The sequence below is a fragment of the Glycomyces tenuis DSM 44171 genome, assembly GCF_000427885.1.
Lineage (GTDB): Bacteria > Actinomycetota > Actinomycetes > Mycobacteriales > Micromonosporaceae > Glycomyces > Glycomyces tenuis.
In genome coordinates, this window is sequence record NZ_ATYW01000021.1 from 53,985 (window position 1) to 68,019 (window position 14,035).

At 71.4% G+C, this 14,035-nt stretch carries 12 protein-coding genes; 9 read left to right on the plus strand and 3 right to left on the minus strand.

The window, feature by feature from the left end:
* Positions 1–38: 38 nt before the first annotated feature.
* The 4 genes from YWW_RS0120075 to YWW_RS0120090 all read left to right on the plus strand — a co-directional run bounded on the left by YWW_RS0120075 (position 39) and on the right by YWW_RS0120090 (position 4,351).
* Positions 39–1,232 (plus strand): sulfotransferase family protein, encoded by a 1,194-nt coding sequence (locus tag YWW_RS0120075; protein WP_026931506.1) that lies wholly within the window; start codon positions 39–41, stop codon positions 1,230–1,232.
* A 207-nt stretch (positions 1,233–1,439) separates the two neighbouring features.
* Positions 1,440–1,814: a hypothetical protein gene (locus YWW_RS0120080; RefSeq protein ID WP_026931507.1), complete on the plus strand. Its 375-nt coding sequence runs from the start codon at positions 1,440–1,442 to the stop codon at positions 1,812–1,814.
* Positions 1,815–1,823: 9 nt separating this feature from the next.
* Entirely contained in the window at positions 1,824–3,650 is a 1,827-nt protein-coding gene (locus YWW_RS34360; protein WP_051326091.1) for an alpha/beta hydrolase, read from the plus strand.
* Positions 3,651–3,655: 5 nt separating this feature from the next.
* Entirely contained in the window at positions 3,656–4,351 is a 696-nt protein-coding gene (locus YWW_RS0120090; RefSeq protein WP_155830292.1) for a hypothetical protein, read from the plus strand.
* A 60-nt stretch (positions 4,352–4,411) separates the two neighbouring features.
* Here the strand turns inward: YWW_RS0120090 and serC are convergent, their stop codons facing one another.
* The 3 genes from serC to YWW_RS0120105 all read right to left on the minus strand — a co-directional run bounded on the left by serC (position 4,412) and on the right by YWW_RS0120105 (position 8,833).
* Entirely contained in the window at positions 4,412–5,527 is a 1,116-nt protein-coding gene (serC, locus tag YWW_RS0120095; protein WP_026931509.1) for a phosphoserine transaminase, read from the minus strand.
* Positions 5,528–5,570: 43 nt separating this feature from the next.
* Positions 5,571–7,619 (minus strand): PIG-L family deacetylase, encoded by a 2,049-nt coding sequence (locus YWW_RS0120100; RefSeq protein WP_081687610.1) that lies wholly within the window; start codon positions 7,617–7,619, stop codon positions 5,571–5,573.
* 125 nt (positions 7,620–7,744) lie between these two features.
* A complete protein-coding gene (locus YWW_RS0120105; protein ID WP_026931511.1) occupies positions 7,745–8,833 on the minus strand; it encodes a citrate synthase 2 in 1,089 nt (362 codons plus the stop codon).
* Positions 8,834–9,189: 356 nt separating this feature from the next.
* On the opposite strand from YWW_RS0120105, the gene YWW_RS0120110 reads away from it, so the two are divergent.
* The 5 genes from YWW_RS0120110 to YWW_RS0120130 all read left to right on the plus strand — a co-directional run bounded on the left by YWW_RS0120110 (position 9,190) and on the right by YWW_RS0120130 (position 13,977).
* Positions 9,190–10,086, plus strand: coding sequence for an aldose 1-epimerase family protein (locus tag YWW_RS0120110; RefSeq protein ID WP_026931512.1), 897 nt, complete (start codon positions 9,190–9,192; stop codon positions 10,084–10,086).
* A gap of 255 nt (positions 10,087–10,341) precedes the next feature.
* The gene (ssd, locus tag YWW_RS34365) at positions 10,342–11,532 is read left to right on the plus strand and encodes a septum site-determining protein Ssd (protein ID WP_051326092.1); all 1,191 of its coding nucleotides are present in this window, start codon (positions 10,342–10,344) and stop codon (positions 11,530–11,532) included.
* Positions 11,529–12,701: a TadA family conjugal transfer-associated ATPase gene (locus YWW_RS31835; RefSeq protein WP_035697655.1), complete on the plus strand. Its 1,173-nt coding sequence runs from the start codon at positions 11,529–11,531 to the stop codon at positions 12,699–12,701. Before ssd ends, YWW_RS31835 begins: the two co-directional genes overlap by 4 nt.
* A complete protein-coding gene (locus tag YWW_RS31840; protein ID WP_051326093.1) occupies positions 12,698–13,357 on the plus strand; it encodes a type II secretion system F family protein in 660 nt (219 codons plus the stop codon). Before YWW_RS31835 ends, YWW_RS31840 begins: the two co-directional genes overlap by 4 nt.
* Entirely contained in the window at positions 13,354–13,977 is a 624-nt protein-coding gene (locus tag YWW_RS0120130; RefSeq protein ID WP_035704770.1) for a type II secretion system F family protein, read from the plus strand. Before YWW_RS31840 ends, YWW_RS0120130 begins: the two co-directional genes overlap by 4 nt.
* Positions 13,978–14,035: the final 58 nt, after the last annotated feature.

Sequence of the window (14,035 nt, forward strand, 5' to 3'; positions counted from 1 at the left end):
ACTCTTCGTGTTCACCCCTCGCCGCCCCGGAGGCCCCCATGCGCCGCACCGCCCGCTGGCTCCCCGTCGCCAACGCCCTGAGCGCCTCGCACGTGCGCCGCCAGCGGGCCCGAGCCGCCCAGGTCTTCGACCGCATGGTCCGCAAAGCGGAGCGGCAGTCCGGGGCCGACGCCGGCATCGCCGCCGAATTCGTCGACTCCTACCGCCTCCTGCTCGGCGAGGTCGCCCGGCAGGAGACCCTCTCGGCGATCGGCTGGCAGGGCTACATCGACGACCTGACCCGCCGCATGACCAACCACCTGCGCGTCGAGCGGCTCATCGCCGAGGACCCCGAGATCGCCGACGAGCCGATCGAGCGGCCCGTCGTCGTCGTGGGCCTGCCGCGAACGGCCACCACCCTCGCCCACAAGGTCCTCCTCGCCCCCGAGGGCAACCGGGCGCCGCTGATGTGGGAGCTGATGAACACCCACCGCGGCGACATCGACCCGCAGCTGCGAGCCGAACTCGTCAAGGACGCCCAGACGATGGCGAGTCTGGCGAGCAAGGCCTCCCCGGTATGGGACCTCATCCACCCGATGAACGCCCTCCAACCCGAGGAGTGCGTCTTCGCCCTGCCCCACGGCTACGGCTTCTACACGCGCTCGGCCATGCCCGGCTACCGGAAGTTCATCGACGAACGCGACTACACCGGCGACTACGAGCACCTCAAGCGCGTCCTCCAGGTGCTCCAGTGGAACCGGCCGAAGCGGCGCTGGGTGCTCAAATGCCCGTTCCACCTGTTCAACCTCGACGTCCTGCTCGGAGTCTTCGCCGACGCGACGATCGTGTGGACGCACCGGGACCCCTCGACCGCCATGGGCTCGTGGTGCTCCCTGGTGGAGACCGGCCGGGCCCTGCACCACCGCCGCTACGACCCCTCGACGATCGGCCCCGAATGGCTGGAGATCCTCTCGCGCGGCGTGGCCGCCGCCCGCGAGGTGCGCGCGAAGTCTTCCGAGGAACGGTTCGTCGACGTCCCCTACCACTCGCTGACGGCCGAGCCGCACACGTTCCTGCCCGGGCTGTTCGAACGGCTGGACATGCCCTGGACCGAGGCCGAGGCGGACAAGCTCGACAAGGCCCTGGCGCGGCCGGGGACACGCCGCGGCCACGAATACGACCTGTCGCGGTACGGCATCGGCCTCGGCGACGTCGAGGCCGCCTTCGGCGACTACGTCCGCCTCGGCACCTGACGGCGAAGGCACCGCGGGCCCCGGAGTCACGAGGCGAGCACAGCGAGCGACGTTCCTCTATAGTGAAAAACGCCTGAATCGCCGATTCGGACCGTTTCCCCCTGGAGGTTCCCCTATGACCCGGCGTGCACCCGACCCTGCGTTCTTCGAAGGGACCCGTGACGACGTCGCGGCGTCCCCGGCCCTCCGATCCACCGGCGGGCACTGATGTCCGGCGCCGACGTCTTCACCATGGACCCCGGCGAGGTCCACAAGTCGGTGGAGATCCTCTTCGACGTCGAATCCGAGGTCGAAGCCCGCACCGGCACCCTCGTCGAGTCCACGGGCTCCCTCGCGCAGGGACTGACCGACTCCCGCACCGCACTCGGCCCGGCACTGGCCGAGGCCGCCGACTGGTGGAAGGTCCTCCGCGCCGGCGGCTTCGCCGGGCTGTGCGGCAACACCGGCGAGTACCTCGCGGTCTGCGCCGAGGAGGCCGTCGAGGTCGACGACTACAACGCGGGCGACTTCGCCTCCTACGCCGACCACGACCGCTACCCGGGCCGGGACAACGCGAACGCCTCGGCCCGCCCGGACTGGTAGGGGACCGCGATGAGCGACCTGACGTGGAAAGACCTCCGAGACCTCGACTGCGCGGCTGTCCGCGACATCGGCGAGCGGTGGAAGACCTATGTGGCCGAGATGGCCGAGCAGTCCGAGCGGCTGCGCGGCGACGTCGTCGACGGGCACCTGAGCGCCGCCGACTACGAGTCCGACACCGCCGACCAGATCCGCGAGCACATCGGCCTCTTCGCGGGGCGGTTCGAGGACGACCTGGCCGACTACGCCGACATCCGCCTCGCCACCACGCTGCTGGAGACCGCCGACGCTCTGGAGGCCGAGCAGAAGGAGCTCAACGAGGTGGTCGGCCTGATCGAGGAGCACGACTTCGAGATCGAAGGCGGGCCCCGCGAATACGAGGTGAACCCGACAGGGCACCTCCACCGCGCGATCTGGCTGCACCTGGACCCGCCGCAGTGGCTCTGCGACCGCGCCGGAGTCGGCAAGCCCTCGGCCTGGTACGACCTGCTCAGCGAGGCCGAGGTCCTCGGCAATCTCAACGACATCTACAACGCCGCGAACGAGCTCTGCGGGCAGTACCAGGACTGGCTGCGAGCGGTCATGTCCCGCGCCCACGACGCCGACGACGACGCGGCCGCTGCGCTCGCGGCGATGCGCGAGAACCCCTCGGAGCTGCCGCCGCAGCTGGGGGCGACCTATGACGAGCTGATCGACGACTACAAGAGCGAACTGAGCGAAGAGGTCGCCGCCGAGATGGAGGCGATCGCGAACGGTGACTCGGACATGTCGCCCGAGCAGGTCAACCGGTGGTGGGAGAACCTGAGCGACGCCGAGCGGGAGGCGCTGATCGCCGAGCATCCGGAATGGGTCGGCCCCACCGACGGCATTCCCGTCGAGGCCCGCGACACGGCGAACCGGACCGTCCTGGACGACCGGATCAGCGAGCTCGACATGCAGATCGCCTCCATCGAGGCCCAGTTGGAGACGCTGAACGGCGACCCGAACGCGGCGGGCATGTACGGGCAGAGCGGCGCCGACCCCGACGAGCTGCGGGCCGAGCTGGAGGAGCTGCGCGAGGACCGCGACGGGCTCGCGGCGTTGCAGGACAGGATCACCGACGACAATGGCGAGCCAGCTATCACTGACAAAACCGGTCAACCCTACTACCTGATGGACTTCGGCACCGAGGGCAGCGGCCAGGCCGTCGTCTCCATCGGCAACCCGGACACGGCCCAAAACGTCAACGCCTACGTGCCCGGCACGACCGCCGACCTGCAAGGGGCTGCGGGCGGACTCATGAACCGCACCGAGACCATGGCTCGTGACGCCCAGTACCTGGCGCCCGGAGAGGAGACCGCAACGATCCTATGGATGGGCTACGACGCGCCGGACACTGTCTTCCCCGAGGCGACCCAGACCGAGTGGGCCGAGGGCGCCGCTGACGACCTCGAATCCTTCACCCAGGGCATCCGCGCCACCGCCGAGGGCGATCCGTCGAACCTGACGCTCACCGGGCACTCGTACGGCACCACCGTCATTGGCGAGGCCGCCGCCACCGAGGGCGTCGACGCCGACAACCTGATCTTCGTCGCTTCCCCCGGTGTCATTGTCAGTACCGCTGATGCGCTCGGTGTCGACGGTGAGAACGTGTACGCGTCCACCAACAGCCTCGATCCCATCTCGCTCACCCCGGACTTCCTGCTCGGTGAGAACCCGACTGAAGGGGTCTTTGGCGGCAGTACCTTCCACAGCGATCACGGGGCCTGGAACGCCAACAACCACAGCACCTACTGGGACGACACGAATACGGCGGGCCGCGACAGTATGGCCAAGATCGTTACGGGGGCGGGGGGCTGAGCGACATGAACTTCATCTCGAACCGGGTGGCGTCTGTGGTGCTCGCTGTGGCCGCCATTCTCGCATTGACCGCCTGCTCTGCCGTAGGAGATGCCTTGAACCAGCCGCCCCAGACCGAGTACACCCAGGCCGAGGCCTATGCCCCCATGGAAGCCGTCGCCGCTGAGGCGGTCGAGTCCCTGACCGACTTTCCCGGATTCGAACAGCGCAGCTGGGGAGAGATGCCGTGCAGTCACAATGGTATCGACGATCCCGACTACACCAACATCGAGATCGACTACAGTTTCTCGCTTGAGGTCTCCGAGACCGACCAGATCCGCGAAGACTACGTAGAAGAGCTGCGGGAATACTGGACCGCGCAAGGATACGAGATTACTCGTGATGAGGAGTCGACTTACGACGATCGTCTTGATCGCAATCTGGTCGTGCGGACTGACGATGGCATCACCCTCTGGTACCGGGTCGCCGGATACGTCGGTCTCGTGATCCAGTCCGGCTGCGTCCCGGTCAGCGACCTTAGCGAGATCGAGTACGTGCCCCCGATCGGTGGCATCGAGCCCGGAGGCGAAGGCGACAAACTCGACCGGTACTTCCCCGACGGCATCCCCACCGACCAGGCCGCGGCCGTCGATCCTTTCGCCAACACGCAGGCCGGACCGGCGCCGTTCGACTCGCCCGGGTCCTACGACAACCTCCTCTGAAACGACTTCCGCCTCGCCGCCAGGACAAACCCTGGGGACGAGGCGGAGGACGCGATGTTCTTAAGCGAGCCGCTCGACGACGTAGTCGATCGCCTCGGTCAGCTTCGCAGTGTCCGAGGGGTCCACGGCCGGGTAGGTCGCGACGCGCAGCTGGTTGCGGCCCAGCTTGCGATACGGCTCGGTGTCGAGGATCCCGTTCGCGCGCAGCACCTTCGCGATCTCGGCGGCGTCGACGCCGTCGAAGTCGATCGTGGCGACCACGTTGGACCGCAGCCGCTCGTCGGCCACGAACGGCTGCGCGAACTCGCGCGAGGCCGCCCACGAGTACAGTGCCCCGGCCGACTCGGCGCAGCGCTTGGTGGCCGACGCGAGCCCGCCCGCGGCGTTGAGCGCGTCGACCTGCTCGGCGGCGAGCACGAGCGTGGCCACCGCCGGGGTGTTGTACGTCTGGTCCTTGCGCGAGTTGTCGATCGCGGTCTTCAGGTCCAGGAACGCCGGGATGTAGCGGCCGGAGGCGGCGATCCGCTCGGCGCGTTCGATCGCGGCCGGGCTCATCAGCGCGATCCACAGCCCGCCGTCGGAGGCCAGGCCCTTCTGCGGCGCGAAGTAGTAGCAGTCGGTCTCGGCCATGTCGACCGGCAGGCCCGCCGCCGCGGAGGTGGCGTCGTGCAGCATCAGCGCGCCTTCGGCGCCGACGCGCTCGACGTCGACGGCCACGCCGGTCGAGGTCTCGTTGTGCGGCGTGGCGTACACGTCGACGCCGTCCTCGGCGCTCAGGTACGCGGCCGAACCGGGCTCGGCGGTGACCACGGTCGGCTCGGACAGGTGCGGGGCGATCTGGACGGCCTTGGCGAACTTGGAGCCGAACTCGCCGAAGCTGGCGGCCTGCGCCTTGTCCTCGACGAGGCCGAAGACGGCGACCTCCCAGAACGCGGTGGCGCCGCCGACGCCGAGGACCACCTCGTAGCCCTCCGGCAGGGAGAACAGCTCGGTCAGGCCGCGGCGCAGCCGCCCCACCTGGTTCTTGACCGCGCTCTTGCGGTGGGAGGTGCCCATGACGGACTTGCCGACCCCGGCCAGTGCGCTCATCGCGTCGGCGGGCACCTTGGAGGGCCCGGATCCGAACCGCCCGTCGGCGGGCAGCAGCTCGGCTGGGATGGTGATCTCGTCGGTCACTTCAGGCTCCGTTCTCGTCGGTCCTCGGCCACCATAACGCCGGTCAGTCGCCCTGCCGCAGCGCGGGGGCCCATGTCGTACCAGGTGGGACGCCGGGCGCGGAGGAGGCGGTGTAGACCTCGCCGTCGACGGCGGTCGCCCACAGCCGCAGGCCGCCCTCGCCGTCGAAGGCGATCGCGGGGCGTCGGGTGAGGACGACGTCGCCGTGGCTCCAGTGGACGTCCAGGGGCTCGGCGAGGCCGTGTTCGAGTTCGCCGAGAGCGAGGGTGACGACGGCCGGGGCGCCGGTGGCGTCGTCGGCGGCGACGGCGACGGTGCCGCCTGCGCTGACCGCGACGGCGGGCGGGAGGATGCCGCCGTCGAGGCGCAGGAGCGTCGGCGTCCACTCCGCGCCGAGCCCGTAGTGCAGGACGACGTCGGCGCTGCCGGCGCTGCGGGAGGCGATGACGATGCGCCCGTCGGGCGCGGCCGCGGCGGCGACGGCGCCGGCCGGGACGTAGCCTGCTTCGCCGCCGACGTGCGGCAGGTCGAGGTCGCGGGTGGTCCAGTCGTCGCCGTGCCGTTCCCAGATCGCCAGGCCCTCGGGGGTGGCGGCGAGGATGGCGATGCCGTCCGCGGTGGCGATGGCGGCCGGGGAGTCGTGGACCATGCGGCCGTCGAGGTGGGTCCAGTCGCCCCATTCGCCGCCGTCCGGCTTGGTGCGCACGTGCACGCCCCGGTCGGGGCTGCGGACGGCGACGACGGTCGCCGCGCCGTCGTCGGCGGCCGTCGGCGGCCCGATGTGGCGCGCGAGGTCGCCGCTCCCGGCGGGGTTGCCCAGGTTCGTCCACTCGCCGCTGTCGAGATCGAGGCAGTGGACGTCGCGGGTGTGGTCCTCGCGGGCGGGGGTGTACTCGGGGCTGACGGCGAAGACACGGGAGCCGGCGACGCCGATCGACGGGAGCAGTTCGGGCCCGCCCGCGTCGTCCCACGACTGGCCGCGTTTGACGCGCAGCCTGCTGCCCTGCACGGTGAGCGGCCGGAGGGCGCTTTCCGCGGTCGTGGCCGCGACGGCGACGGAGTAGCGCGGGTGGGTGGCGATGCCGTAGGTGTCGCCCACGTTGGGGCCGATGACGAGCCGGTCGCCGCAGCCGGCGGGGTCGCCGCAGTCGAAGCCGTCGGCCCAGGCGTAGACGTTGAGGGCCCGGCCCTTGGTGTCGCGGTCGGCGCTGCCGAGGTTGCCCGGCCAGCGGCGGTTGTAGTAGCCGCGCCAGGACTCGACGACGGCGGCCTGCCCCCATTCGCGGACGGCTTCCCAGGCGAACAGGGCGGCGGCGGTGTGGTCGATGTGGTCGGAGTAGCCGGTCTGCTCGGCGCCGAGCTTCTCGCCGACGACCGGGTCGGGGTCGGGGTCGAGCGTGTTGACGACGGCGGGCCGGTAGTGCTCGAGCAGTTCGAGGAGGGTCGCCTGGATCGTCTCGCGGTCGACGGTGGACTCGCCGGTGAGCGGGGAGCCTTCCGGCGGCAGCACCAGGGAGTCCCCGAGGCCCCCTTCCCACAGCGAGAGCAGGCGGGTGAAGTCGCCGGTGAGACGCCCGAGGTTCGTCCACAGCGAGCAGAATATGAGGTGGACTTCGGGCCGGTCGCGCAGGACGCAGATCTCGACCTGCTGGCCCGAGTCGAGGTCGGCGGCCTCCCGGTCCCACTCCGACTCGGAGTCGCCGGTGGCGAGGTGGGCGTAGGCGCGGCGCAGGCCGGTGTTGCGGGCGGCGGCGTAGCCGGCGTAGTCGGGGGCTCTGGCGATGTCGCGGGTGTTGCGCCCGTCGGCTTCGCCGGCGGTGAGGACGACGGTGCAGATCCCGGCGCCGGCGGCGAGGACGCGGGCGATGCGCGGGTTGATGAAGTACAGGCAGTCGTCGGGGTGGGCGACGATCTGCATGTGGACCGGGCCGGTCCTGGGGTGCTCGGGGAGGGGGTGGGCGCCGTTCAGGCTCGAACCCCACAGCGACCAGCCGGTCTCCCCTGCGGCGGCCGCGACGGCGAGACCGGCGATCCCTCCGAACAGGAGTGATCGTCGGCGCAGCACGGAAGGCCGGGGGGCGGGGGAGGACATGGGTGTCTCGTTCGGGTCGTCAGATGGTGTTCCACAGGCATCGTAGCCGAGCCCGGCATGTGCGAGGCCCGCATGCCGCGGCGGCGCGGCATGCGGGCCTCAAGTGCGGTTTCGGGCCTGGCGGCCTACTCCCAACCCTCCACGTCGGAGGGCTTGCGGGGGCCGGGGCCGACGTAGGTCGCCGAGGGGCGCACGATCCGGCCGAGCTTCTTCTGCTCGAGGATGTGGGCGCTCCAGCCGGCGACGCGGGCGCAGGTGAACATGGGCGTGAACAGCTCGGCGGGCACCTCGGCGAAGTCGAGGACCACCGCGGACCAGAACTCGACGTTGGTGGCGAGCACGCGGTCGGGCTTGCGGGCCTTGAGCTCGGCCAGGGCGGCCTTCTCCAGGGCCTCGGCGACCTCGTAGCGGGGGGCGCCCAGTTCCTTGGCGGCGGCGCGCAGCACGCGCGAGCGCGGGTCCTCGGCGCGGTAGACGCGGTGGCCGAAGCCCATGAGGCGCTCGCCGGAGTCGAGGAGGTTCTTGACGTAGGCGTCGGCGTCGCCGCTCTTCTCCACGCCTTCGATCATGTGGAGGACGCGGGAGGGGGCGCCGCCGTGGAGCGGGCCGGAGAGCGCGCCGATCCCCGAGGAGATCGCGGCGGCGGCGTCGGCGCCGGTGGAGGCGACGACGCGGGAGGTGAAGGTGGAGGCGTTCATGCCGTGCTCGGCGGCGGACATGAGATAGGTGTCGACGGCCTTGACGTGGGCGGGGTCGGGCTCGCCCCTCCAGCGGCGCATGAACCGCTCGGTGATGGTCTCGGCCTTGTCGATCTCCGACTGCGGGACGGCGGGGCGGCCGGATCCGCGGGCGGACTGGGCGATGAACGACAGCGTGGTGACCGAGACGCGGGCGAGGTCGTCGCGGGCGGTGTCGTCGTCGATGTCGAGCAGGGGCTTGAGACCCCAGAAGGGCGCGAGCATGGCGACGGCGGCCTGGGCGTCGACGCGCGTGTCGCCTGAGGAGACGGGGACCGGGACGGGTTCGGCGGCGGGCAGGCCGTTGCCGAACTTGCCATCGACGAGCAGGCCCCAGACGTCGCCGTAGGAGGTCTGGCCGACCAGGTCCTGGATGTCGACGCCGCGGTAGCGGAGCGACCCCCCTTCCTTGTCGGGCTCGGCGATTTCGGTCTCGAAGGCGACTACGCCCTCGAGACCGGGCTTGAACTCAGACATCGTTGTACTCCTGAGTGGTTGTCCCTGTGGTTGCCGACCGGGGGCTTCCGGGAGGCGACGGTTCGTAGTTATTGGGGAAATGGTGCCTCAATGCGTTCGGCTACGGAAGGCCGCGCTCCGCGAGGGTGATCCCGTTTCGGGCCCGAAAAGTGGCGCAAAATATGAGACAGGCAAAGTGAGACGGGTATTTTATGGTGTTTTGACTGTTTTCATGGGAGGGTTTCAATAAAGTGTCTTGTCGGGTTCAACGGTTCGCTGCGATCTCCCCCACATCGATATGCGTGCCGCAGATCATCCGCCATGAGCTAACGTCAAAGCACGTCCCGCCCCATCCCGAACGACATGGAGGTACCCCGATGGCGCTGTCCGGCGAGCAATGGTCTATCGCCTACAACGACCACGAGGCGACCATCGTCGCCGTCGGCGGTGGCGTACGCGCCTACACCTACCGCGGACGCCATGTCGTCGCCACCTACGGGGACGAGGAGCTCGCCCCCGGCTGGTCCGGCCACGTCCTCGCCCCATGGCCCAACCGAGTCCGCGACGGCCAGTACGCCTACGACGGCGAGCAGTACCAGCTGCCCATCAACGAGATCCCGACCAACACCGCCCTCCACGGCTTCGTCGCCTGGGCCGAATGGACCGCCTCCGAGGTCACCGACACCTCGGTCACGCTCGAATGCCGGCTCCCCGCGCGGATGGGCTACCCGTGGACGCTCCAGCTGCGCACCCGCTGGTCGGTGGGCCCCGGCGGCCTCCGGGCCGCCCACACCGTGTCCAACCCCGGCACGCGCACCGCGCCCTTCGGCCTGGGCACCCACTCCTACCTGCACGCCGGCGAGCTCGACCGCATCGACCAGGCCACGCTGCACGTCCCGGCCAAGAAGAAGCTGAAGCTCGACAAGCAGCAGATCCCGGTCGGCTCGGGCCCGGCCGACCTCCCCGAGTCGACCGTCCTGGGCGAGCAGGTCATCGACGACGCCTACGGCGACCTCCAGCGCGGCTCGGACGGCAAGGCCGAGGTGCGCCTCGCCGACCCGGTCTCCGGCACGGCCGTGACGGTGTGGATGGACGAGTCGTTCAAGTGGGTCCACATCTACACCTCCGACGGCCTCGAGGGTGGCCGCAAGCGCGGCTCGGTGGCGATCGAGCCGACCACCTGCCCTCCCAACGCGCTCGCCACCGGCGAGGACCTGATCGAACTCGCGCCGAGCGAGGCGTGGTTCGGCGTCTGGGGCATCCGCCCGGAGTGACCCTGAACTGATCCGAGCCGGGGACCGTCGCGAAGCGACGGTCCCCGGCTCGTCTCAACCCGCCACCGAAGGTTATCCACAGGCCCTGCGCCGCAAGGCAAAGCGAATCAATCTCATGTGGAAACTCTCTGAACTGCGGAAACATCCGATCGCTTCGAAGTTATCCACAGGCCAAAAACTTTTCCTTGTCAACCCTTGACGACCCCGTCATGGTTACTCCAGGCAACAAAAAGCACACTCAACGTAGGAGTAGCCATGGCCGCGCCCACACCCGATCGCGCCGCACGAGCCGCGAAGCACACCGGGCCGCAGCGCCCCGCCGCCGAATCACTGCTCGTCACCGGAGACGACCGCCTGGCCGAAACGATCACGCCCCTCGCCGCCGCGGCCGGCCACCCGCTCCACCGAGTCAGAGGCCCCGGCGACGCCGAGACCCGCTGGCGGAGAGCCCCGCTGGTCATCGTCGGCGCCGACGCCGCCGCCGACTGCCTCGCGCACGGTCTGCCCGAACGGCGCGACCTCATCCTGTGCACCACGCTGCCGTGGATCGGCGCCGACCCCACCGGCACGTCCATGCTGTGGCCCCTCGCCATCAAACTCCAGGCCGACCACGTCATCGCCGTCCCCGAAGCCACCGAATGGCTCCTCGACCGCTTCACCCGCACCGCCCGCGACACCACGCACGCGCCGGTGGCGGCCGTCGTGGCCGGACACGGCGGCGCCGGCGCCTCCACGCTCGCACTCGCCGGCGCCACCGCCGCCGCCCGCGACGGCAAGCGCGTCGTCCTGATCGACCTCGACACCACCGGCGGCGGCATCGACACCGCCGCCGGGCTCGACGCGCAGCCCGGCTGGCGGTGGCCGTCGCTCGCGAGCGCCTCGGGCCAGCTCGAACCCGAACGGCTCCTCTCCGGACTGCCGCAGCGCGACGGCCTCCACCTCATCGGCCCCGACCCCCGCGACCGCACCGCCCCCGAGGCCGCCGCGCTCGAACGGGTCCTGCACGCCGCCCGCATCGGCGCCGACCTCGTCCTCATCGACCTCCCGCGCACCCGCACCGAAGCGGCGGCCCGCGCCGCGGCCGCCGCCACCGCCATCGCGGTCGTCAACGGGCCGTCGCCCCGGTCCCGGACGGCCTCACGCGCCACCCTCGCCGAATACGGCCTCTGCGCCACGAACATCGGGACGGTACTGCGCGGCGCGGCCGCCCCCGACCCCGCCCGACCGGCCCGCGGCACCGAACCGTTCGAAGCGATCGACCCGCCGGTGTGGGGCCGGATACCGGACGACCGGCGGCTCCCCGAACGGCTGCGCCGAGGACGCCCCCCGCGAGGCCGCACCGGACGCCGCCTCCGCGAGCTCATGGCCGAACTCACCCGCCCGCGTACCGCCGACGCGGCCACCGACCACGAACGGTCACTCGCGCAGACAGGAGCCGCCCGATGAACCTCGAACTGATCAACCGGGTCCGCCGCCAACTCGCCGCCCAAACCCACCCGGGCTGGCCCTCACCGAACCACCCGGCCGCCAGAGCCGACATCGTCAAGGCCCTGTGCGCCGCCGGAGCCGCCCCGCCAGACCAAACCGGACTGCTCGAGATGTCGGCGGCACTGGCGGCCGACCTCAACGGCGCCGGCCCACTGCAACCGCTGCTCGACGACGCCACCGTCACCGACGTCGTCGTCAACGGCACCGACGGCGTCTGGATCGACCGCGGCGACGGACTCCAGGCCGCCCCGGTCAGCATCGGCGACGCCGATGCCATCCGGTCGCTCGCCTGCCGCCTGGCCGCCGCGGCCGGACGCCGCCTCGACACGGGCAGCCCATACGCGGACGTGCGCCTCCCCGACGGCACCAGGTTCCACGCGATCCTGCCGCCCATCGCCCCCGGCGGCCCCTACCTGTCGTTCCGCACCCACCGCGCGAAGGCGTTCACCCTCTCCCAACTGGTCGACGCCGACACGCTCACCGCCGACATGGCCGACCTGCTCCTGCGAGTGGTCACCGCACGGCTGCCGCACCTCATAACAGGCGGCACCGGCACCGGCAAGACCACGCTCCTGTCGAGCCTGCTCTCGGCCGTCCCCGCCACCGAGCGGATCGTCATCGTCGAGGACGCCGCCGAACTGGCCCCGGACCACCCGCACCTGCTGACACTCGAAGCGCGACCCGCGAACATCGAAGGCGCCGGCGCGGTCGACCTGGCCGCGCTGGTCCGCCAGGCGCTGCGGATGCGGCCCGACCGCATCGTCATCGGCGAATGCCGCGGCGCCGAGGTGAGCGAACTGCTCGCCGCGCTCAACACCGGCCACGACGGCGGCGCCGGAACCCTCCACTGCAACGCCGCGGCCGACGCCCCGGCCCGCCTGGAGGCACTCGCCCTCCCGCACGGCATGCCCAGGGCCGGGCTCCACGCCCAACTCGTCGCCGCCCTGCGCGTCATCATCCACTTGCGACGAAACGGGCGGAAGCGGCAGGTCGCCGAGATCGCCCTCATCGACGCCGGCGACACCGGCGGCGTCCGCGGCCTCGGCGTCGCCACCGCCTGGACCCGCCACGGACCTGGCCCGGCCGCAGGCATCCTCGAACGCCTCCTCAGGGAGCGCGGCGCATGAACGGCATCGCGACACTGCTCATCAGCCGCCCGAAAACCACGGCCGCAGCCGCCGCCGCGACGGCGGCCCTCACCGCCGCCTGGCTCGCCTCGGGCCTCGGCCTCCTCGGCACGCTCACCGCCTCGGCGGTCGCCGCCGCCTACACCGCCGCCGCGGCGACCGCCTGGCGCGGATCGCTGACCGGCAGACGACGCCGCGAAGCCCGCCGCAGCGCCGCCGACACGGTCGCCTACCTCGCGGCCGACCTCGCCGCGGGCACCGACCCGGCGCGCGCGATAGCCGCGATCGAAGCCGACTGGCCGCGCGGCGCGGCCACCACCACCAGACGCCTCGCCACCGCCTGGGTGGTCGCCGCCGAACTCGGCGCCCCCGCCGCCGAACTGTGCCGCAGACTCGCCGAGCACCTCCGCGAGGACGAACAGGCCGCCGCCCGCGCCAGGGCCCAGACAGCCTCCATCCACGCCACCGCCGCACTGCTCACCGCCCTGCCGGCCGCCGGAGTCGCACTCGGCGAAGCGCTCGGCGTCGGCGCGGTCGCCTTCCTCTTCGCGACCCTCCCCGGCCTCGCCTGCCTGGCCGCGGCGATGGCACTGCAAGCGGCAGGGCTCGCCTGGACGAGAACGCTCATCCGATCCGTCGGAGTGGAGGCCGCATGAAACGCACCGCCCACCGCAGGCTCACCGCGAAAGCCCTGAGCCCGCTCATCGGAATCGCCGCGGCACTGGCGATCGGCGGCCCGACCGGGCTCGCGATCGGCATCGCGGCCTGGTGGATCAGCCGCAGGCTGCTGCGGGCCGACCCGGACCGGGCCGAACGGCTGGCCGCCTCCCGGCTCGCCCCGCACTGGCCCTGGACGCTCGACCTCATAGCCGCCGGCATGCGGGCCGGAGCGCCGTTCCCGCAAGCCGCCTCCGCGGTCGCGAACGCCGAGCGGGGCCCGATGGGCGAACGGCTCGCCCGCTTCGCCCAAGCCGTCCACCTCGGCGCCACCGCGGTCGAGGCGGCACCCGAACTGGGCCGGCTGCCGGGCGCCGACCGGCTCGCCAGGCAACTCGACCGCTCCTCCAGCAGCGGCGCCGCCGTAGCCGGAGGGCTCGAACAACTGGCGGCCTCACTGCGAGCCGAGCACCGCACCCAGACCGAAGAACGAGCCGGACGCGCTGCCGTGGCCCTCATCGGGCCGCTGTGCCTGTGCTTCCTCCCAGCCTTCGTCATAGCGGGCATCGGACCGGTGGTGTTCGGCATCGTCGCCGACACCGTCACCACCGGGCTGTGACCGCCCCGGACCCGAGCGAGAACACCACAAGGAGAAAGGCAACCACGATGACCGCCAC